General features: G+C 44.9%; 22 protein-coding genes and 2 tRNA genes. 17 read left to right on the top strand and 7 right to left on the bottom strand.

The annotated features are described in order from the left end of the window. The 3 genes from OH455_RS22655 to OH455_RS22645 all read right to left on the bottom strand — a co-directional run. Positions 1 to 516: hypothetical protein (locus OH455_RS22655; protein WP_269982863.1), on the bottom strand; the 516-nt coding region annotated here is incomplete at its 3' end. Positions 517 to 1,158: 642 nt separating this feature from the next. Continuing rightward, positions 1,159 to 1,235: transfer RNA gene (locus tag OH455_RS22650), tRNA-Arg, on the bottom strand. Positions 1,236 to 1,287: 52 nt separating this feature from the next. Then, positions 1,288 to 2,421 (bottom strand): flagellar assembly protein FlgT, encoded by a 1,134-nt coding sequence (locus OH455_RS22645; protein ID WP_269982862.1) that lies wholly within the window; start codon positions 2,419 to 2,421, stop codon positions 1,288 to 1,290. A gap of 164 nt (positions 2,422 to 2,585) precedes the next feature. Between OH455_RS22645 and OH455_RS22640 the strand changes: the two genes are divergently transcribed. Next, positions 2,586 to 3,221: a FlgO family outer membrane protein gene (locus OH455_RS22640; RefSeq protein WP_269982861.1), complete on the top strand. Its 636-nt coding sequence runs from the start codon at positions 2,586 to 2,588 to the stop codon at positions 3,219 to 3,221. 9 nt (positions 3,222 to 3,230) lie between these two features. After that, positions 3,231 to 3,662 (top strand): flagellar assembly lipoprotein FlgP, encoded by a 432-nt coding sequence (gene flgP, locus OH455_RS22635; RefSeq protein WP_269982860.1) that lies wholly within the window; start codon positions 3,231 to 3,233, stop codon positions 3,660 to 3,662. A 62-nt stretch (positions 3,663 to 3,724) separates the two neighbouring features. Here the strand turns inward: flgP and OH455_RS22630 are convergent, their stop codons facing one another. From OH455_RS22630 to flgA, 3 genes are all read right to left on the bottom strand, one after another. Further along, positions 3,725 to 4,150: a flagella synthesis protein FlgN gene (locus OH455_RS22630; RefSeq protein ID WP_269982859.1), complete on the bottom strand. Its 426-nt coding sequence runs from the start codon at positions 4,148 to 4,150 to the stop codon at positions 3,725 to 3,727. Positions 4,151 to 4,162: 12 nt separating this feature from the next. Continuing rightward, positions 4,163 to 4,477 carry a flagellar biosynthesis anti-sigma factor FlgM gene (gene flgM / locus OH455_RS22625; RefSeq protein WP_206376654.1) on the bottom strand — a complete coding sequence of 105 codons (315 nt, stop codon included), beginning with the start codon at positions 4,475 to 4,477 and terminating at the stop codon, positions 4,163 to 4,165. A gap of 82 nt (positions 4,478 to 4,559) precedes the next feature. Further along, positions 4,560 to 5,306 carry a flagellar basal body P-ring formation chaperone FlgA gene (gene flgA, locus OH455_RS22620; RefSeq protein ID WP_269982858.1) on the bottom strand — a complete coding sequence of 249 codons (747 nt, stop codon included), beginning with the start codon at positions 5,304 to 5,306 and terminating at the stop codon, positions 4,560 to 4,562. An 80-nt stretch (positions 5,307 to 5,386) separates the two neighbouring features. Between flgA and OH455_RS22615 the strand changes: the two genes are divergently transcribed. From OH455_RS22615 to OH455_RS22545, 15 genes are all read left to right on the top strand, one after another. Next, complete coding sequence (locus tag OH455_RS22615; protein WP_045975444.1) at positions 5,387 to 6,319, top strand: chemotaxis protein CheV; 933 nt, start codon at positions 5,387 to 5,389, stop codon at positions 6,317 to 6,319. Between the two features lie 10 nt (positions 6,320 to 6,329). Continuing rightward, positions 6,330 to 7,157 (top strand): protein-glutamate O-methyltransferase, encoded by an 828-nt coding sequence (locus tag OH455_RS22610; protein WP_045975445.1) that lies wholly within the window; start codon positions 6,330 to 6,332, stop codon positions 7,155 to 7,157. Between the two features lie 227 nt (positions 7,158 to 7,384). Continuing rightward, the gene (gene flgB / locus OH455_RS22605; RefSeq protein WP_045975454.1) at positions 7,385 to 7,783 is read left to right on the top strand and encodes a flagellar basal body rod protein FlgB; all 399 of its coding nucleotides are present in this window, start codon (positions 7,385 to 7,387) and stop codon (positions 7,781 to 7,783) included. Further along, positions 7,784 to 8,200 (top strand): flagellar basal body rod protein FlgC, encoded by a 417-nt coding sequence (gene flgC / locus OH455_RS22600; protein ID WP_045975446.1) that lies wholly within the window; start codon positions 7,784 to 7,786, stop codon positions 8,198 to 8,200. 16 nt (positions 8,201 to 8,216) lie between these two features. Beyond that, positions 8,217 to 8,930: a flagellar hook assembly protein FlgD gene (gene flgD, locus OH455_RS22595; RefSeq protein WP_269982857.1), complete on the top strand. Its 714-nt coding sequence runs from the start codon at positions 8,217 to 8,219 to the stop codon at positions 8,928 to 8,930. A gap of 42 nt (positions 8,931 to 8,972) precedes the next feature. Beyond that, positions 8,973 to 10,277 carry a flagellar hook protein FlgE gene (gene flgE, locus OH455_RS22590; RefSeq protein ID WP_045975448.1) on the top strand — a complete coding sequence of 435 codons (1,305 nt, stop codon included), beginning with the start codon at positions 8,973 to 8,975 and terminating at the stop codon, positions 10,275 to 10,277. Between the two features lie 214 nt (positions 10,278 to 10,491). Next, positions 10,492 to 11,241, top strand: a complete 750-nt coding sequence (locus tag OH455_RS22585; protein ID WP_045975449.1) for a flagellar basal body rod protein FlgF — start codon at positions 10,492 to 10,494, stop codon at positions 11,239 to 11,241. A gap of 21 nt (positions 11,242 to 11,262) precedes the next feature. Further along, the gene (gene flgG / locus OH455_RS22580) at positions 11,263 to 12,051 is read left to right on the top strand and encodes a flagellar basal-body rod protein FlgG (RefSeq protein ID WP_006957422.1); all 789 of its coding nucleotides are present in this window, start codon (positions 11,263 to 11,265) and stop codon (positions 12,049 to 12,051) included. 24 nt (positions 12,052 to 12,075) lie between these two features. Beyond that, entirely contained in the window at positions 12,076 to 12,855 is a 780-nt protein-coding gene (gene flgH, locus OH455_RS22575) for a flagellar basal body L-ring protein FlgH (protein WP_045975450.1), read from the top strand. Between the two features lie 51 nt (positions 12,856 to 12,906). Further along, positions 12,907 to 13,998 (top strand): flagellar basal body P-ring protein FlgI, encoded by a 1,092-nt coding sequence (locus OH455_RS22570; RefSeq protein ID WP_045975451.1) that lies wholly within the window; start codon positions 12,907 to 12,909, stop codon positions 13,996 to 13,998. A gap of 11 nt (positions 13,999 to 14,009) precedes the next feature. Then, positions 14,010 to 14,924 carry a flagellar assembly peptidoglycan hydrolase FlgJ gene (gene flgJ, locus OH455_RS22565; protein WP_269982856.1) on the top strand — a complete coding sequence of 305 codons (915 nt, stop codon included), beginning with the start codon at positions 14,010 to 14,012 and terminating at the stop codon, positions 14,922 to 14,924. 335 nt (positions 14,925 to 15,259) lie between these two features. Beyond that, positions 15,260 to 17,134, top strand: coding sequence for a flagellar hook-associated protein FlgK (gene flgK / locus OH455_RS22560; protein WP_269982855.1), 1,875 nt, complete (start codon positions 15,260 to 15,262; stop codon positions 17,132 to 17,134). Positions 17,135 to 17,145: 11 nt separating this feature from the next. Next, positions 17,146 to 18,339: a flagellar hook-associated protein FlgL gene (gene flgL / locus OH455_RS22555; protein ID WP_269982854.1), complete on the top strand. Its 1,194-nt coding sequence runs from the start codon at positions 17,146 to 17,148 to the stop codon at positions 18,337 to 18,339. 374 nt (positions 18,340 to 18,713) lie between these two features. After that, on the top strand, positions 18,714 to 19,853 hold the full coding sequence (locus tag OH455_RS22550; protein WP_045977693.1) for a flagellin: 1,140 nt from the start codon (positions 18,714 to 18,716) through the stop codon (positions 19,851 to 19,853). A 497-nt stretch (positions 19,854 to 20,350) separates the two neighbouring features. Further along, the gene (locus tag OH455_RS22545) at positions 20,351 to 21,484 is read left to right on the top strand and encodes a flagellin (RefSeq protein ID WP_269982853.1); all 1,134 of its coding nucleotides are present in this window, start codon (positions 20,351 to 20,353) and stop codon (positions 21,482 to 21,484) included. A 232-nt stretch (positions 21,485 to 21,716) separates the two neighbouring features. Here the strand turns inward: OH455_RS22545 and OH455_RS22540 are convergent. Beyond that, positions 21,717 to 21,793: transfer RNA gene (locus OH455_RS22540), tRNA-Met, on the bottom strand. Between the last annotated feature and the right edge of the window lie 71 nt (positions 21,794 to 21,864).

Raw genomic sequence — 21,864 nt, 5'->3', positions numbered from 1 at the left:
AATCACTTCAACTTCAGAAATGTGTGGCTGATAGTCTTCCTCCAACGGCATGCCGAGCCCTTTCAGGCTTTCGAGAATATTAGCAGTGTCAATTTCAAGCTGTCTTTCTTCTTGAGAAGCAATGTTGAAGCTGTCTTGCTCAGAAAGAGAAAGTGCTTTGGCAAGATTAAGATCATGCTCTTCTTGTTGTCGGCGCAGGCTTTCTTGTTCAGAAAGAGAAAGTGCTTTGGCAAGATTAAGATCGTGCTCTTCTTGTTGTCGGCGCAGGCTTTCTTGTTCAGAAAGAGAAAGTGCTTTGGCAAGATTCAGATCGTGCTCTTCTTTCAGAGCTTGTTGTTTAGACAGCTCTAATGCTTTAGACAGTTCTAATGCTTCTCTTAAGTCTCGTTGTTCATTCAGTTGATGATCTGCCGCATTGGCAGCACCAATACATCCTAATGCGCACAATATCCCTAAAGATATTTTGGACAAAGATAACCTTCCGGTTTTCTTCTGTGAGTGGTGTATATTTTTCATAAACGATTTCAAGCTCTAGTTGATTAAAATGAGCTCAGATTTATAACAAATCACTTTTCGTCAGGGTTCATAAATTGATTTATATTTTTTTTTATTTTTGGGCTTTAGAACGTTTTAGCCTTGACGCAGCAAGGGCTTACTAATCTATGGCTGATAATTTTAACACTTAATTTCATGTAGATACGTAGCCTGGCTTGTTTTCATTGATGGGGTGAATGAGTGGGTTGGTATAGTTAGGGTTGGCAATGGTTTTTTAGGTTTATTTAGGTCTGTTCGGTGTTGATCAAAGCCAAAAATCTCGTTTTTAACGACGATAATTCTCTGTCATGGATAAATATACAAGGGCCCAATTAAGGCAAAATTGGGGTATATCGTGGCCTGTGGCATTTCTTACCTTGTCTACGTTTATGTTGCCAATACCCTGTTCATCTCTCTAATTTAAGCACGTTTTCAGCAGGGGAGTATCTTTGTGTGAAAGGCTGCCCCTTAACGGTTATGCCATATGAGGGGTTTAATCTAGTAGAGGTAAGGGACTTTAAGTCGGCCGCGATTTTGGTTCAAAGGTTATTTTCTGCGACATATTGGCAACACAAATACCAAAAAGGCCTGACAGCAAAATTTGCTCTCAGGCCTTTATTTATATGGCGCTCCCGACAGGATTCGAACCTGTGACCTATCCCTTAGGAGGGGATCGCGCTATCCAGCTGTGCCACGGGAGCTTAGCTTCATGATACTCAATTGAGTCAGAATGTTAAACCCTAACTTACTGATTTAAAGCATCTTGTGCATCACATCGCCAATCTGGATACTGCCCGCCAGTTCAGGCTGATCAACGGTCAGCTCTGCTTCGTTTTCATACACACGGGAGACTGTGAGAGTAATGTTCGATTCTGTCACCTTATTACGCGGTAAACCGCGTTGGTCTATAAAGGATCCTGTATGCCAAAGTTTGAGCTTATCCCCTTGCTGAACGCCGTGGATACGGCCTAAATCCATAGTGAGGACATTGTCCCACTTTGAAATGATTTCTGGGAGCGTAATCTTACACGATACTTCCGATTCCAAATCTAGCATGATGTTACGGCTGACTCGCAGCATCATATCACCGTATGTTGAGGCCCAGAAACGAGCACTCTTAGTATCGACTTGACTGGTTTTTGGAAATGGCCAGCGCGCCACTTCACGGTAATTGCGGTTGTATACTTCATTACCAGTTTTGCCATCGAATACGGTCATTTCCAGCGCAAACTGACGGTTGATGATATCGTCTCTTAACACCTTCTGCTCAATGGTGGCAGTTAAGTCAGTGATAACGCCACCGATGATGTATTGAGCACCTGTGTCTTGTGCGATCATTTTAAGACGTTCCGGATAACGCTTGCTTATTTGATAGTCTGTGGTACCAACAGAGACAAAACTTGCGGATTGTTGGTCAAGTTGGCGATTAATCACAGTCGCAAAATCGTCCCCCACACTATAAATTTGGCCCATGACGGCCTGTTGAGGTGATTCCACGTCGATATTGCCGACCAGAAACGTTTTTTTGTATTGACTGACATGGCAACCTGTTGCCGATGGGTAGATATCAATACGTGCTTTGACAAACATGACGCCACTGCGGACTTTTTGCTCATCGACCAAAATATAGCGAACTTCGGTATTGCTGAATTGATACTCCTTACGGTCACTTTCGAGCAGCGGTCTTAAGTTTGAAATACTGCCGATGTCAGCGCCAGAAAAGCTGATGGCTTTATAGATGGCGTCTTCCAAGGCATGAATACGAGCGACCTCTTCAGAGGAAACCACAGTAGCGGTACCCGTCACTTCATACCATCCGGCAGACGCTATAGTCGCGTAAAGCGAAGCGTAAATGGTTGAAATTAGGACAAGTAGTGATTTTTTCATACTCAGGTTCCAAGTTGGTTCATTTTTTGCTTGTTCTATCTTAGCTGATTTAGGCATTGCCGTTCTGAATGGTTACAGATTTAGAAAAGCAAAGACTGTTCCACTTTTTATGAGAGATAGGAAATGGAACCAATCAGTGCCTAATATGTATCGGAGATTAGAGAATGAAAAGATGGCTATCGCTAGTGCCAGTGGTGTTTCTCACCGCCTGTGCCTATGCTCCAATTTATAACGGTAAAGAACCGTACCCTGGCTCTCAGTTTATGCTGATGGAGAGTCCGCGTCATACTCTTGACTTCTTTATCGAGAGTATGACCGAAGATTTGATGGTATCGAACACCAGTGTGTCGGCGCGGACACCGATTGCCGTTACCTCTTTTGTCGATCTACAAAATATGGATGCAACAAACTGGTTAGGGAATTCGGTCTCGGAAGGGTTTATTCATCAGTTCCAGCGCCGAGGGTTTAAAGTGGTCGACTACAAAACAACGGGAGCTATTCAGGTGACTCAGCAAGGCGATTTCGCCTTCAGTCGTGATTGGAAAGATTTGTCTCAGGAGCAAGATATCCAGTATGTCCTGACCGGGACAATGCTTCGTCAGGAAGGCGGAGTTTTGGTCAACGCTCGTGTGGTGGGTATGCAGTCACGTGTGGTTGTTGCCACTGCTCAAGGCTTCTTACCTGCCGATAGAATTGGTCGCGACCTAGATACACTAAACAGTATCCGAACTGAAGACGGTGTTTTGATTCGCTCAGACCCTACAATAAGACAACCTTACACGGTTATTTTACGTCCATAGGGAGTTGAGATGAAGAAGCTATTTTTACTGACAGTTGCATTAATTATTCTTGGCTGCCAACCGTTGCAGAATATGCGTCCAGATGATTGGTTAACAGCGGTTGGCTACGCTAATATTAGTGAGCAGAAAGGTCGCACAGATGAAGAGCGTCAGGTACGAGCAATGCGTGCCTCTAAGATTGACGCCTATCGGGAGCTTGCAGAGCAAGTATATGGCATGCGAGTGAGCGGCCGAGCTGATCTGCAGGATCAACGTTTAGGTACTGAACTAACCTCTGGTGCGGTCGACGGTGTCATTCGTGGTGCTGAAGTAGTCCGCAGTTATAAAGTGGGCGACAGCTACGTAACTGAATTGCGACTGGACATCAAAAAGATGGATAAATTGCGTGATTATGGTGAAGTACAGGCGGTACCAGAAAAACGCCAGCAAACTCTTTTCTAAATATCTCTACCAATCTTCGAACAAAAAAGCGGCAATCATTGCCGCTTTTGTCTTCAAGCAAATCAGGCTTTAATGTTCGTGCCTAATGTTGTGACATTTTTGGTCTGACCCTCTGCAGTGTAGGTCATACCGAGTTTACCTTGGGTCTGCTGCATCAAGTTATTGAGTTTATTAAAACTCAACTGTGCCCGTTGAAGAGCTTCACCATTGATTGCGTTTGCTTGCTGACAGTCATGGACGATGGATCGAATCTGCTCAACCAGAGGGCTCAACTCTGGGTCGGTAGATAAAGTCGCAACATCTGGATGTTGGCCAATGCGTTGGTCGGTCTGTTGAAGCTGGTTAATTAAAGTCAGTTTTTCTTTGGCAAGCTGTTCAATGTCTTTCGCGACTCTGCTAGCAATGGCCACTTTCTCTTTCTCCAACAGCAATGAAAGATCGGTGGCGCTTTTGAGTTGAAACTCAACTAAACTGCTTAGGCATGCCATGACAGAAACTCGTTACTCGAAACCGCCAAGTTCTTTCTCGAACTTGATCATATTGTCTGCCAGCTTTTGCGGGTCAACGCTGTAAGAGCCATTTGCAATGGCTTCTTTAATAGCGGCAACTTTGGCTTGGTCAAAGCTTGGCTGGCTAGCAAGTTGAGTATGCATTTCACCGACCGCCTTACCTTGTTGACTTAAGGATACAGAGTCTTGTGCAACTTCAGATTTTTTTGCTGAATCCGTTGCAGAAGGGCTGCTTTCATTACGCGCTGTGTTTCTCGTCGACGTTGTCACCGTCTGTCCAGAGCGTATATTATCAATGCCTGCCATATATGTGAGCCTTTCGTGTTTAGAATCTTATGTTGTCAATATCGACCAGAGCAGGGATTACTTTAGTTTTTTTTAAAATCGATCAAAAAACAACCGTCACCTCAGATATCCCTGTGACCCTACCTTCAATTATACGGTTGGATTTTATATTTTTCACTCTTATCTGCTCACCATGTGACCCATCTGTGAGTGCTGTGCCCTTAGTTGTAATGGTCATACCTGACTTTATCGCTTTGATTGTGACCGTTTCATTGCGGCAAACTACACATACATCATTGCTTTCAATGACTTCGCCAGCACGTAGATTTTTTTTTGTTTTTGCCCCAATTACGGCATCAATGTTGGAAAAGCCTTGCCGCCTGAAGCGTTGCAAGTCTACCATATTAATAGTGACATCTTGTCGAGAGATCACTTGGCCTCGACTAAGCGGACCAACGAGCACAACTTGAGGACCAGAACGAGTTAGTCTTACGGGAACATATAATTTCCAGTTATCTTCGCTACACTCTACTAACACTGTGATGTTACTGGCGTTAGGGTTGGTAGAGGAGGAGGAAGTTTCTAGCGGACTAGGGCAATCAGTGGCAGAGACACGGCTGTCAATGTTTGCCGCTCTTGCGTCCAGTGTACCACCTAAAGGCCATTCGATGGTTGATAGAACGTACTCTTCTGCTGCTCTCTGGATAGTGATAATTTGCTCAGGCGTGGCTGATGTTGCTGAAAAACTAAAGAAAAAGCATAAAAAGACGATAGACTTATAAAAGTTTTTATAGAAAGCTCTACAATTAGTTATGGAAAATGAGCATAAGTGTGATTTTGAGTATGTCATTCTGTTTCTCTAATAGTTTTACATGGCCGTTAGTAGACTACCATTTTTTTTGCATGAAAGTTTGAGATGGAGATGAGCTTATGTCGGGTATTCTTGATTCGGTGAATCAGCGTACGCAACTCGTCGGTCAAAACCGATTGGAACTCTTAACGTTTCGCCTGATGGGGCGACAACGCTACGGGATAAACGTATTTAAAGTAAAAGAGGTACTTCAGTGCCCCAAGCTTACTTCGATGCCAAACTTGCACCACTTAGTCAAAGGTGTGGCTCATATCCGTGGCCATACTGTGTCAGTTATTGATTTGAGTTTAGCTGTTGGTGGCCGTCCGACTACGGATGTTGAAAAAGCGTTTGTTGTTATTGCTGAATTTAACCGCACGATTCAGGCGTTCCTCGTCACATCTGTAGAACGTATCATTAACATGCACTGGGAAGCGATACTGCCACCGCCTGAAGGCGCTGGTAAATCCAATTATTTGACTGCAGTCACTAACATTGACAATGAACTCGTCGAAATTCTTGATGTAGAAAAAATCCTTGCAGAAATCGCGCCTGTTGACGAAACAATGGATGCTTCCATCGGTGAGGAGATAGCGCAGGCTCAGGTAGAGTCAGAAAAAGAAATAGTTCGCAGCATTTTGATTGCGGACGACTCTACAGTAGCACGCAAGCAAGTTGAACGTGCAATTACATCACTGGGCTTTGAAGCCATAGCTGTTATTGATGGAAAGCAAGCTTATGAAAAACTGGTTGAAATGGCTGCAGAAGGCAGTATTTACGACCAGATTTCTTTAGTCATCTCCGACATAGAGATGCCAGAAATGGATGGCTATACTTTAACAGCAGAAATAAGACGTAACCCTGATCTTAAAGATCTTTATGTTATTCTACATTCATCACTCAGTGGTGTATTTAACCAAGCGATGGTTGAACGTGTAGGGGCTAACTCCTTTATTGCTAAATTCAACCCTGATGAACTTGGTAATGCAGTGAAGACTGCGCTTACTGAATAAAGAGAAGTAAATGACAGCGATAACTATAAGCGATCAAGAGTATCGTGATTTCAGCCGTTTCTTAGAATCTCAATGTGGTATTGTGCTGGGTGACAGCAAGCAATACTTAGTGAGGAGTCGATTGAGCCCTTTGGTGACCAAGTTTAAGCTCAGCTCTTTGTCCGATCTTCTTCGAGATGTTGTCACCGGCCGTAACCGAGAGTTACGTGTTGCCGCTGTGGATGCTATGACAACCAACGAAACGCTTTGGTTTCGTGATACTTACCCGTTTGAAGTCCTTGCTAATAAACTGCTGCCGGAAGCGGCGGCAAGCAAACGACCAATAAAAATTTGGTCAGCGGCGAGTTCTTCTGGCCAGGAGCCATATTCCATGGCGATGACCATTCTCGAAACTCAACAACGCAAACCAGGAATGTTGCCCAACGTATCTGTCACGGCAACAGACATTTCTGCGAGTATGCTGGATATGTGTCGCGCTGGTGTTTACGATAACCTTGCGCTTGGGCGTGGTCTGTCTCCTGAGCGTCGTCGAAATTTCTTTGAGGACGCTGGCGATGGCCGGATGAAGGTCAAAGATAACGTTAAGCGTTTGGTTAATTTTCGTCCTCAAAACCTGATGGACAGTTACGCATTGTTGGGTAAGTTCGATATCATTTTCTGTCGTAACGTGCTGATTTACTTCTCTCCTGACATGAAATCTCAGGTTTTAAACCAGATGGCTAACAGTTTAAATCCAGGAGGACATCTACTACTTGGGGCGTCAGAGTCTTTAACTGGATTAACTGACCGTTTCGAGATGGTCCGTTGTAACCCGGGTATTATTTATAAACTTAAATAAGCTTTACTCATTTCATTCAAGCCCAGCGACGCCGAATCGCTGGGCTTTTTCGTATTGGGATTATGTCTCTATACTTATAGTGACATTCCATGGCGCCACAATTTCACACTTTGGCGTGGTATTTGCTGATGGACTTATAACAAGGAAATTAGGGTCCGATTAAAGTTGGTATGCTAATTGCTTTGTTATTCAGTAGTAACGGTCAGTTCTTTTATGTAGAGGTCAACATGGCTATATCTTTCGACAACGCATTAGGTATCCACCAATACACGGTGGGTGTACGTGAGCGCAATGCTGAGGTGATTTCCACCAACATTGCTCAGGCGAACACTCCTGGCTATAAATCGAAAGGTATGGACTTCCAAAAGGCATTGCAGGCGGCAACATCGGAGGCAAGCATTGGACTTAGCCGTACCGATAGTCGGCATATTCCTGCCTCTACACAAGTGACAGGGGAAGTGCTTTATCGACTTCCGACTCAACCCGACACCGGTGATGGCAATACGGTGGATGTGGATTTGGAACGTAACTTGTTTATGCAAAACCAAATTAGACATCAGGCATCACTTGACTTCTTAGGAAGTAAATTCAAGAACTTAACGAAAGCATTAAAGGGGAGTAACTAGATGAGCTTGTTTAACGTTTTCAATGTAACTGGTTCTGCCATGAGCGCTGAATCTGTTCGTCTAAATACAACCTCAAGCAACTTGGCAAACGCCGATAGTGTCTCTAGCTCTGCGAAAGACACGTATAAAGCTCGCCACGCTGTATTTGGTGCTGAGTTAAGCAAGGCTAAGTATGGTCGAGACCATACGGTGCCGGTGCAAGTGTTGGGGATAGTTGAAAGTGATAAACCGCTTGATGCGGAGTACAACCCAGATCACCCACTCGCTAATGACGATGGCTATATCTACAAGCCAAACGTTAATGTGATGGAAGAGATGGCTAATATGATTTCTGCTTCTCGTTCATATCAAACGAATGTGCAAGTAGCAGATGCAAGCAAACAAATGCTGCTGCGTACGCTGCAGATGGGTCAATAAGGATAGGAGGTAACATATGGCCGGGGGCATTAATAATAATGTTGGTCAGAGTGGCTTGTCCTATGTTGACCAGCTTAAACAACTTCAGGACAAAAATAAGCCTGATGAAACAACAGGTAAGCAGGATCTTAAACAAGAAGACTTCTTATCTTTGCTCACCAAGCAGCTTGCCCAGCAAGATCCGTTTAAGCCGGTTAGCAATGACCAGATGATTGCTCAAATGGCGTCGTTTGCGACGGTGGATGGTATCGGAAAAATGAACAATCAGTTTGAAACACTGAATGCATCGATGACGTCCAACCAAGCACTTCAGGCATCATCACTTGTCGGTCGGGACGTTTTAGTTCCAGGGGCGGCTGGGGTGAAGGCTGGTGACGGAGCCATGGCTGCTATGGTCAAACTGCCTCAATCCGTTGATAACTTGATGGTGAGAGTAGAAGACCAAATGGGGCAGCTAATCCGTACCTTTGATGTCGGTTCAAAACCTGCAGGTGACAACCGCGTTGAGTGGGATGGTAAAGATCAAAACGGTAATCCATTGCCGGCTGGCAAATACAATGTGAAAGCATCAGGTTTGCTGGACGGGCTGGCGAAAGATTTTGAAGTTTCGACTTACGCTAACGTAAATAGCGTCTTGCTCGGTAAAGGTGATGGTAACGTACTACTCAATCTGGCTGGCTTCGAGTCGCCAGTTCGACTTGCTGAAGTACTAGAAGTTGGCAAAGCGTAACTCATTACAGAGTAGATATGCTAGCTAGATAGGAGATTTGGAATGTCTTATGTTGCATTAAGCGGCTTGTCCGCAGCTCAGTTAGATCTGAACACAACCAGTAATAACATTGCGAACGCGAATACCTTTGGTTTCAAAGAGTCTCGTGCTGAGTTCGGCGATGTTTACTCAAACTCACTTTTTACTCACGCTAAAACAACACCTGGACAAGGTGTACAAGCTCAAAAAGTTGCTCAGCAATTTCATGAAGGTTCTAGTATCTATACTAACAACCCAATGGATTTGCGTATTAGCGGCACTGGTTTTTTTGCGGTAGCAAAAGATCGACTAACGCCAACAACCAATGAGTTAACGCGTAATGGTGCTTTTCACCTAAACAAAGATAACTACATGGTTACGTCGAATGACGAGTTTTTGTTGGGTTATCAAGTGAACAAAGATACTGGTGATGTTCTGTCTTACGAGCCTTCGCCAATTAATATTCCGAAAGAGTTCGGTAAACCGAAGCAGACTGCAAACATTGAAGTCGGCGTCAACTTGCCAGCGAATGGTGATTTGAAAGATCCTGCCCTGTTTGATTTCACGGATCCTGAAACCTACAACCGTTCAACCTCTTCTACGGTTTATGACTCAATGGGTCAATCGTACAAGATGACAACTTACTACCTTAAAGACCAGAATCAGCCTAACACTTGGCAAACCTACTACACCGTGACTGATAGTGCAGGTGAGAAGGCGATTAACATTGTTGGTGGTGACGTTTCGGCACCTACTGGTCATGTTGGTCATAGTATGAAGTTCAACAATGACGGTACTCTCGCTAGCCTCAACAATGGTCAAAATATTGTTTCTGAACCTTTAGGTGCGGGCGCTGACCCAGTCGATCTAAACGGTGCAGACGCAAACCAGACTCTGAACTTTAATTTAGACAGTGCGACTCAGTTTGCTGCGCCGTTTGAGCTAACTAAGTTTGATGAAGATGGTGCGACGACAGGCTTCTTGACTAAAGTTGATTTTGACGAGAACGGTAGCGTGTTAGGTACATACTCAAACGGTGAAAACATTATTCTTGGGCGTGTCTCTTTAGTTCGTGTTGCTAACGAACAAGGTCTGGACAAGAAGGGTGGTACACAGTGGGATGCTACTCAGTTCTCTGGTGACAAGATCTGGGGTGAGTCAAACAAAGGTTCATTCGGTAGCATCAGCAGCGGTACTCTAGAGCAGTCAAACATTGATATGACTCAGGAGCTTGTTGACTTGATCTCGGCGCAACGTAACTTCCAAGCTAACTCACGTTCTTTAGAAGTGCATAACCAAACTCAACAGAACATCCTGCAGATTCGTTAACCACGGTTCTGAGAGTTTAAAGACATTCCGCAATCATCTGAATAGCAGGCTGGTGGCAACAACCAGCTTGCTATTATTGCCACCCGTGGCAACTCTTTTCATTTATTTCTCTTTCCTATCAATAAAAAAACCATAACACATTGATATTTAATGGCTTTAAAAGTTGGCATGCCATTTGCTTTTTTTATCTTAATTGTGATTATTGGAGCAAATTATGGATCGTGCACTGTTTCTTGCTATGAGTGGCGCAAAGCAGAATATGCAGGCTATGCAGCTTAGAGCAAACAACCTAGCAAACGTCAGCACCACTGGTTTCCGTGCTGATTTGGCGCAAGCACGTTCTATGCAAGCCTACGGTGATGGTATGCCAAGCCGTGTCTTCAGCATGACAGAACGTCCGGGCCATAATTTTCAACAAGGTAGCGTGATTACCACAGGACGGGACTTAGATGTCACCATTCAGGATCAAGGTTGGATCTCCGTTCTTGATAACACAGGCAAAGAAGGCCTGACACGCAATGGCAACATGAATGTTGATGTTAATGGCATGCTGACAACGGGGAATGGCAACTTAGTCTTGGGAGAGACTGGAGCACCAATTACGATACCTATCCCGGTTAGCAAGATTGAAGTCGGTACAGACGGTACGATTTCTGTGGTTCCTCAAGGTGCGCCAGCGGACGCGATTGAAATTGTCGATCGAATTAAGCTTACCAGTACCAATAATCAGTCACTTTACAAAGATGTTAACGGGTTATTCCGTGCCAAAGATCCTAATGCCGCATACGAAATGGATGCCGGCGTCAAACTGCTGACCGGTGCGTTGGAAGGCAGCAACGTCAATGCAATTGGCGAAATGACCAATCTGATTGACCTCCAGCGTCAGTTCGAGATGCAGGTCAAGATGATGAGTACAGCAGAAGAGATGGACAAATCGTCTAATTCACTGCTTCGCATGAGCTAACCAGATTATTAGGAGAGAGATATGCATCCGGCATTATGGGTAAGTAAGACGGGCCTAGACGCTCAGCAAACCAATATTTCAACGATTTCGAACAACTTGGCGAACGCCTCTACTGTGGGCTATAAAAAAAGCCGTGCGGTATTTGAAGATTTGTTCTACCAAAACATCAACCAGCCTGGTGGTCAGTCTTCGCAAAACACGGAATTGCCAAGCGGCTTGATGCTGGGTGCAGGTTCAAAAGTCGTTGCGACGCAAAAAGTTCATACTCAAGGCAACACTCAGACCACGAATAATAGTCTCGATATGATGATCGAAGGTGATGGTTTCTTCCAGATCCTAATGCCAGACGGCAACATTGGTTATAGCCGTAATGGCCAATTCACCGTTAATGACGAAGGGGTCGTAGTGACATCTGGTGCAGGCTACCCACTCGAGCCAGAAATTGCCATTCCTGAAGATGCGATAAGTATTACGATTGGTACGGATGGTGAGGTGTCTGTGCGAGTGCGTGGTCAGCAAGACAACCAAGTCGTTGGTCAGATAGCAACCGTAGATTTTGTTAACCCCGGAGGCCTTGAGCCTATTGGACAAAACCTATACTTACCGACTGGTGCAAGCGGCGATCCTCAAGAAGGGGTTCCCGGCTTTGATGGCTTTGGTGATATCCGCCAATCCATGTTGGAAACGTCGAACGTAAATGTCACCGAAGAACTGGTGAATATGATAGAAGCTCAACGTGTTTATGAGATGAACTCAAAAGTAATCTCAGCTGTTGATAAGATGATGAGCTTCGTTAACCAGCAGCTATAAGCTTGAGAGATTGAGGAATCACCTATGAATCGCTTACTGACCATAACAGCTATCGCTCTACTATCAGGCTGTTCAATGCTGGAAGCACCCATTGAGACATCGGATGTTGTTCAGGGTACGACGACGGTCGATGCCGTTGAAGGAGATAAATCCCAAGACGGAAGCTCTGGTATTATTGACTCCCTTCGTGGAAGAACCGATCCTGTAGCAGGTGACCCTGCTTGGGCGCCAATCCATCCAAAGCATAAACCAGAGCATTATGCGGCAGAAACAGGGTCTCTTTTCAATACGACTCAGGCGACTAGCCTTTATGATGATTCCAAGCCGCGTGGTGTGGGTGACATCATTACTGTGACTTTAGATGAAAACACCAAAGCAGCAAAAAGCTCCGATGCGGATTTGTCGAAAAACAATGATGCGTCAATGGATCCACTAGAAGTGGGTGGTCAGCAACTAAACATTGGTGATTACAACTTCTCGTACAATTTGAGCAATGATAACAAGTTCAGTGGCAGTGCGGCCGCAAACCAGAGTAACAGTATTTCCGGTTCAATTACTGTTGAAGTGGTTGAAGTACTAGCAAACGGCAATTTGGTGATTCGTGGTGAAAAATGGTTAACGCTCAATACAGGGGATGAATATATCCGTCTAAGCGGCACAATTCGCCCAGATGATATTTCCTATGAGAATACAATAGCCTCGAACCGCATCTCTAACGCTAGAATTCGCTATTCAGGCACTGGCACTCAACAAGATATGCAAGAACCTGGATTCTTGGCACGATTCTTTAATGTGGCTTTATAAGTCAGCTTGAAGTCGAAGTTTTGGCGCAGAGTATTGAGTAAAGGTATCCCGATGAAGAAGCTATTTTTGTTACTGATCAGTATGATTATTGTATCGACGCACGCTTACGCTGCACGTATCAAAGACGTGTCGCAAGTCGCAGGGGTACGTAGTAACCAATTGGTTGGTTACGGTTTGGTCACTGGATTACCTGGTACTGGGGAGTCGACGCCTTTTACTGATCAAAGCTTTAACGCCATGCTCGAAAATTTTGGTATTCAGCTTCCCCCTGGCACTAAACCGAAATCCAAGAACGTCGCAGCCGTCATTGTTACTGCTGACTTAGCCGCTTTTTCTAAGCAAGGCCAGACCATCGACGTCACTGTTTCATCTATCGGTTCGGCGAAAAGCTTGCGTGGCGGCACCTTGATGCAGACGATGCTAAAAGGTCTTGATGGGCAAATTTATGCCGTTGCTCAAGGTAATTTGGTCGTCAGTGGTTTTAGTGCGACTGGAGCGGATGGTTCAAAAATTGTCGGTAATAATCCAACGGCGGGGATGATTTCTAATGGTGCGATCGTTGAACGTGAAATTCCATCACCATTTGCTCGCGGAGATTATATTACCTTTAACTTATTAGAATCTGATTTCACGACTGCGCAGCGTATGGCTGATGCGGTCAATAACTTTCTTGGTCCACAAATGGCTCAAGCGATCGATGCTACTTCCGTTAAAGTTCGTGCTCCACGTGATATCTCTCAACGAGTCTCGTTCCTTTCTGCAATTGAGAACCTCGAATTTAACCCTGCTGAAGGTTCTGCAAAAATTATCGTCAACTCACGTACTGGTACCATTGTTGTTGGCAAACATGTTCGACTCAAACCAGCGGCTGTGACCCATGGCGGAATGACTGTTGCTATCAAAGAAAATCTTAATGTTAGTCAGCCAAACGCGTTTGGTGGTGGCGAGACAGTTGTTACGCCAGACACGGATATTGAAGTGACCGAAGAGCAAGGAAAAATGTTTAAGTTCGAACCAGGCCTGACGTTAGATGATCTCGTTCGTGCGGTTAACGAAGTCGGAGCTGCGCCGTCAGATCTTATGGCTATTCTCCAAGCGCTCAAACAAGCAGGCGCCATTGAAGGTCAGTTGATCGTAATCTAAGGAGAAGCGTTATGATTAACAATGGAAAAGATATCGGTTTTATTCACGATATCGCTAATCTCGACAAATTACGTCAGAAAGCGGTCGATGGAGATGAAAACAGTGAAAGGGAAGCACTGAGTGCAGCAGCGAAGCAGTTCGAAGCTATCTTTACTTCTATGCTGTTTAAGTCGATGCGTGATGCGAACTCGACATTCGAATCTGGTCTGATGGACAGCCAAAATCAGCAATTTTATCGCCAGATGATGGATGAGCAAATGGCGAGTGAACTCAGTTCCTCTGGCTCTCTTGGATTAGCAGATATGATAGTAGCTCAGCTCACCTCAGGATCAGTGGAAAACCCTAATGCCGCCACTCGCGAAGCCGATTTTGAGGCTTTGATGAACAAAATTGACCATGTTCGTCAATCTCGCCGAGAGAACCCTCAACTTGAGCCTGTTGCTTCCAATGCCCCAACATCGACTTCATTCGAGTCTCCTGAGTCTTTCGTAACCTCAATGAAACCGTATGCTGATAAAGCCGCACGAGCATTAGGCGTAGACTCATCTTTGCTATTGGCTCAGGCAGCGCTGGAAACGGGATGGGGACAAAAGATGGTTAGTAATGGTCGTGGTAGCAGCAACAATTTATTTAACATCAAAGCTGACAAGAGCTGGAGCGGAGATAAAGTGGCGACACAAACCCTTGAATATCATCAAGGTGTTCCGGTAAAAGAAAAGGCGGCGTTTCGTTCGTACGCTAACTTTGAAGAAAGCTTTAATGATTATGTACGCTTCTTGAATGATAACCCTCGCTATACAATGGCGCTTCGTCATCAAGGTAACAATGAACAGTTTATTCACGGTATTCATCAGGCAGGTTATGCGACCGACCCGCAGTATGCAGATAAGGTGCTAAGGGTTAAAGCGCAAATCGATCAGATGTAAGAGTGAACTTCGACCTGAGACACTGGAACGGGCTTCGCCCTACAGATATCGGAACGGACTTCGTCCTACAGAACACTCCGTTTCGAGAGGCGAGAGGAGCTATTGACAGAGCTTCTCTCTAACTAGATAAAATCATCCCGCATCCCGCATCCCGCATCCCGCATCCCGCATCCCGCATCCCGCATCCCGCATCCCGCATCCCGCATCCCGCATCCCGCATCCCGCATCCCGCATCCCGCATCCCGCATCCCGCATCCCGCATTTGGCACACATATTGCTTTTAGTTAACTAAGTTATTCAGTTCTACTGATTTTATTAGGTTTCCTGGGGGCTATATGGCGTCTGATCTTCTGAATCTTGGTTCGCAAAGCGTACTGACGGCTCAGAGACAACTTAACACCACGGGTCATAACATCTCTAATGTCAATACAGAGGGTTATAGCCGTCAGTCGGTGATCCAAGGTGCGAATATGCCACGCCAATATGGTGGGGAGACCTATGGTATGGGCGTGCATGTGGAAAAAGTTCGCCGCTCTTGGGATCAATTTGCCGTCAACGAGATGAACATCTCAACGACGAATTACGCACACAAGGTCGATGATGAGGCTAATCTAGAAATGTTATCCAACATGCTGTCATCGGTCGCTTCGAAAAAAATCCCTGAAAACCTCAATGAATGGTTTGATGCTGTCAAGTCATTGGCTGATAGTCCCAATGATGTTGGGGCACGAAAAGTGGTGCTGGAAAAAGCGGATTTGATCACCCAAAACCTCAATGACTTTCACGAAACGATACGTCGGCAGTCAGATGTTACGAACAAAAAACTTGATCTCGGGATTGAACGAGTCAACCAGCTTGCTCTGGAAATCAGAGACTTACATCGCTTGATGATGCGTACTCCTGGTCCGCATAATGACTTAATGGATCAGCATGAAAAGCTAATAACAGAGCTGTCTGAATACACTAAGGTGACGGTAACACCGCGTAAAAACGCAGAAGGTTTTAACGTTCATATTGGTAATGGACACACCCTAGTCTCAGGCACTGAGGCTAGCCAGTTGAAAATGATTGATGGCTATCCTGATGTTCATCAGCGTCGTTTAGCAATGATAGAAGGCAAAGGCATTAAAGCCATCACCACGAAAGACATTGATGGCAAACTCGGTGCGATGCTGACGATGCGTGATGAGAAGATCCCTTATCTGATGGATGAATTAGGTAGGATGGCGACCGCTTTTTCTTATGATGTGAACGCACTTCAATCTCAAGGTTTAGATCTCAGAGGTAACATCGGTGGGTTAGTCTTTACCGACGTAAACTCTGAAGTGGTGGCTAAGTCTCGTGTTATCACCTCTTCTAACTCTACTGCTGATCTTGAAGTATACATAGAAGACACCAATAAATTGGTGGGTGGCCAGTATTCACTTCAATTTAATGGTGGTGACTACTACATAACGCGTCCAAATGGTGATATGTCGATTGTTCCTGTGGTCGACAACTCAATATCGCTCGATGGTATTCGCATTGACATCAACAACGGTCTACAGGCGGGTGAGCGAGTATTGATCAGACCGACCCGCAATGGGGCTGCGCAAATGAAGATGGCAACCAATGACCCTTCTGCTATTGCTGCACAGAGTTACGAAGCATCGACAACGTTTGCTCAGGGAAGCGCCACCTTTTCTATTGATACAGCGGGTGACTTACGCGAATTTGAGGTGATTATTTCACCAGATGGCAAGCAGTTTGCCGTCACAGACACCAAAGGTAAGATTCTACTTCAACCTCAGGCTTACCCACCTACAGGGCCTGTGACCGTGCAAGGTACCACGTTTGAGTTATCTGCCGGTGCTATTGCGAATGACAAGTTCACGGCAAATCTTGTCCCATCTGAAGGCGACAATGGCAACTTACTGAAGATGCAGAATATCCAAACCAACAAGCACCTCAATGACGGTGAGTCAACGATATTGGATATCTACCACAACCTGAATACTGACGTGGGTCTGCAAATGTCTACAGCGTCTCGCTTAACCGACGTATCGCGTTTGGAAAAAGAAGCAGCGCAAGAGAGGGTCGCTTCTATCTCTGGGGTTAACCTCGACGAAGAAGCCGCCAACATGATGAAATTCCAGCAAGCATACATGGCATCATCGCGGATTATGCAAGCGGCGAATGATACCTTTAATACTATATTGGCGTTGAGATAGGGGGCAGATAAATGATGAATCGTATTTCCAGCTTCCACAACTATCAATCAGTACAGAATGATTTACGCCGCCAAGAAGCCAAAGTCCACCACAATCAGGCACAGCTAGCTTCTGGTAAGAAGCTAATGCGGGCCAGTGATGATCCTTTAGCGACACATTACATCCAAAATATTGGTCAACAGAAAGAACAATTACGCCAGTTTACCGATGCCATTGTACTCAGTCGCAATCGTCTAGAGCATCATGAAGTGATTATCTCCAATGCGGAACAGTATGCCGATGAAGCCAAGCGTACGGTCATGGAAATGATCAACGGTTCCTTATCACCAGAAGACCGAATCGCTAAACGTCGCGAATTGCTAGAAATTGCCAATAACTTCCTCAATCTGTCCAATGTTCAGGATGAGTCAGGCAACTATATCTTTGCGGGAACCAAGCCGAAAAATCAGCCGTTTTTCCGAGATAAAGATGGTGATGTGGTTTACGCCGGAGATGACTATCAGCGTAAGATGAAGATCTCCAATAGTTTGGAAATGCCCATCAATGATCCGGGCAGCAAGCTGTTTATGGAAATCGACAACCCTTATGGAGACTTTGAGCCTCAATATGACCTCAAAGGTGTTTCTGAGCTATTGCTCGAGCGCGCGATCAATACTAATCCTGATGATCAATCGACTTACAAAGTAACGTTTGTTGATATGCCCGATGGTAATTATGGCTATCAGCTTGAGCGCGATGGAGCGGTCGTTAAAGCAGATAATTTTGACCCTGCAATTGGGATTAAATTTGAAGACGTCACGATTCAGGTTAAGGGCCAGATCACCAAAGGGGATGCGATTACCTTAGAGCCGCGAAAAACGTACAGTATCTTCGACACGTTTAAGCAAGCGATGAAATTAGCAGAAGGTTCAGTATCTGATACATCGAACACTGCAGAACTTCATCAGATTACTCAAGAGTTCCATGCGGCATTTATTCACCTGAATAAGGCAAGAACAGATGTCGGTGCTCGCCTGAGTACACTGGATATCCAAGAAGAACAGCATGACGACTTCAAAATGACCTTGGCGAAGTCCAAGAGTAACTTTGAAGACCTTGACTATGCCGATGCGATTATAGAGTTCAATGAAAACTCGCGAGCGCTCCAAGCTTCTCAACAAGCATTTGGCAAAACGAAAGATTTAACACTGTTTAACTATATCTAACTTCAATGCCATACGTGCTAAGCCGTATGTGCGAAGTCAGACATAGCTGGTTGACCATAAACCCTGTTTACATGGTGGTGGCAACCAAGTGGCAAATAGGCGGCAAGGTCATTGCCGCCAGAGTGTGGTGATAAAATGAGCACATACCTATAAACGTAAGAGTCTCATTAACTACATGAAAATAATGAATAAAATTAATTTATTATTTGTTCTTTAAAGTTGGCACACTACTTGTATCGATAAAACCAAGAGTTTAACGAACAGGTTTTAAGCAGGCACTTTCTGCTTAGCAAGTCATTTACGGTCAGTGCTTCCAACTGAGATTAAGCTGGCCGCTTCGCAAAGCACTTGCGAACTCATTAGGAGAGCAAACTATGACCATTACTGTAAATACTAACGTTTCGGCAATGACTGCCCAACGTTACCTGAATAAGGCCACAGGTGATCTCAACACCTCGATGGAAAGGTTATCTTCAGGTCAGAAAATCAATAGTGCAAAAGATGATGCTGCGGGTCTTCAGATCTCAAATCGCTTAACAGCACAATCACGTGGTCTGGATGTTGCCATGCGAAATGCTAACGATGGTATCTCTATTGCTCAGACCGCTGAAGGTGCAATGAACGAATCTACGTTAATCCTACAGCGTATACGTGATCTATCGTTGCAGTCAGCAAATGGGACAAACTCTGCGTCAGAGCGTCAGGCTCTTAATGAAGAAGTCGAGGCGCTACAAGATGAACTGAACCGTATTGCTGAGACGACTTCGTTTGGTGGTCGTAAACTGCTCAACGGTTCGTTTGGTGAAGCGTCGTTCCAGATAGGTGCCAGTTCAGGTGAAGCTATTATCATGGGTCTCACCAGCATTCGTGCGGATGATTTCCGTATGGGTGGTCAGTCTTTTGTTGCCGAACAGCCGAAGAACAAAGACTGGGGTGTTCCGCCTACGGCAAAGGACCTCAAGTTTGAGTTCACGACGAAAGACGGTGAAGCCATGACGTTAGATATCATTGCGAAAGATGGCGATGATATAGAAGAGCTAGCGACGTATATCAATGGTCAGACAGATAAATTGAAAGCGTCTGTTGATGAAGAAGGTAAACTGCAGATTTTTGCCGCAGAGCCGAATCTGGAGGGTAACCTGAATATATCCGGTGGTCTTGCTACAGAGCTGGGCTTAAACGGTGGCCCAGGCCTGAACACAACCGTTCAAAACATTGATGTAAACACTGTTGGTGGTGCACAAAATGCGGTTGGTATTGTTGATGCTGCTCTGCGATACGTTGATTCACAACGTGCTGATTTAGGCGCGAAACAAAACCGATTAAGCCACAGTATTAACAACTTAGCGAACATCCAAGAAAACGTAGAAGCATCGAACAGTCGAATCCGAGATACGGACTTCGCGAAAGAAACGACTGCGATGACGAAAGCACAAATTCTGCAACAGGCTGGTACTTCTATTCTAGCCCAAGCAAAACAGTTGCCAAACTCTGCAATGTCTTTATTGCAGTAGTAGTAAATATCTTCACTAGCATTAACCTAGACGTGGGGTTAGTGAAGATGTTTCGGCAAGCATAAGTGATTAGGTTTTAAGAGCTCTCTCACATCCGCTTTTATCACTGAGTGACTTATGCACACGGCAGCCAGGCTGTGATCATTTCTCTCGATCTCCACAATGGCTACCACACTAGCCCCGGTTCTCTCAAAGGAAAAGGGGCTTTTCTTTTGCCCGTCGAAGCGGCACTTTACATCAACCTTCTCAAGTTAACTCCCTACCTTTTAGCATCTACCCGGCTGTCTCGACAAAAACTTTAGCAATAGATTTCATATCTGAAGATGAGGTCAACATTTTTGCTCTTCTCCCTAGTTTTCGTAGGAATTTTAAAAATTGCTCTAAAGATAATCATTTTATCGTCGTTAATAAGGTTACTTTGAGAGAACTTGGTTTACCGAGACGTCGGAAACCTTTCGAAACTTCCGATCTACGGAAAATCAATAGGAGTAACCACTATGGCGGTTAATGTAAACACGAATGTTGCGGCAATGACTGCGCAGCGCTACCTCAATAGCGCATCTAATGCACAGCAATCCTCGATGGAACGTTTATCCTCTGGTTTTAAAATCAATAGTGCTAAAGATGATGCAGCAGGCTTGCAGATCTCTAACCGTTTGAATGTACAAAGCCGAGGTCTAGATGTTGCTGTACGTAACGCAAATGATGGTATTTCAATAGCGCAAACTGCTGAAGGCGCTATGAATGAAACGACTAATATTCTGCAACGTATGCGTGATCTATCACTACAATCTGCAAACGGCTCAAACTCTAAATCTGAACGTGTTGCGCTTCAGGAAGAGATCACGGCACTGAACGATGAACTAAACCGTATTGCCGAAACTACCTCATTTGGTGGCAATAAATTACTGAACGGTACATTCTCAACCAAATCATTCCAGATTGGCGCAGACAATGGTGAAGCAGTCATGCTGACACTAAACAACTTGCGTAGCGACAACAGCATGATGGGTGGTAACAGCTATGCTGCAGCCAATGCCAAAGACAAAGATTGGGAAGTGCAAGCGGGTTCCAATGATCTCACTCTCGCACTCACAGATGTGTTTGGTGAACAGCAGAACATCACAATAACGGCGAAAGAAGGTGATGATATAGAGGAGCTGGCTACGTACATCAATGGTCAGACTGATATGGTCAAAGCTTCTGTTGGCGACGACGGTAATTTGCAAATCTTTACTGATAACAACCGTGTTGCCAGTGATGTAACATTCGGTGGAGGGTTAGCCGGTGAATTGAGCATGGGACCAGCCCAAGCGGTAACGGTGGACACCATCGATGTTACGTCGGTTGCTGGCTCTCAAGAAGCGGTTGCGATTGTCGATTCAGCCTTGAAATTTGTCGATAGCCACCGTGCGGAACTTGGTGCGTTCCAGAATCGATTCAGCCATGCGATCAATAACTTAGATAACATTAACGAAAACGTAAATGCATCTAAGAGCCGCATTAAAGATACTGATTTTGCCAAAGAAACGACAGCATTAACAAAAGCTCAGATCTTGTCTCAAGCGTCTAGCTCCGTTCTTGCCCAAGCAAAGCAGGCGCCCAACTCAGCGTTGGGGCTTCTAGGCTAAGAAAGTAGTTTCTCAGCATATTAGACAGTCATGACTTTAACTAAAATCCAGCTTCGGCTGGATTTTTTATGTTGTGAGGAAAGCAAAAAGTGAGCGCCAAACAAAGAAAACCCAGCATAAGGCTGGGTATGATAATTCTGATTTTGATATGAGCCTAGTACACGAAGAGGGACTTTAACTTTTAAAACTTGTGTACTCTGGGCTGTTAGCTAAGGCTAGCAATTGAAATAAATGGTGGCTACGACGGGATTCGAACCTGTGACCCCATCATTATGAGTGATGTGCTCTAACCAGCTGAGCTACGTAGCCGATGGATCAAGTATGGTGCGGAAGGAGAGACTTGAACTCTCACACCTTGCGGCGCCAGAACCTAAATCTGG

Origin of the sequence: Vibrio sp. T11.5 (assembly GCF_027587155.1) — a bacterium.
In the GTDB taxonomy this organism is placed as follows: domain Bacteria; phylum Pseudomonadota; class Gammaproteobacteria; order Enterobacterales; family Vibrionaceae; genus Vibrio; species Vibrio neptunius.
This window is presented reverse-complemented; position numbering and strand designations above follow the sequence as displayed.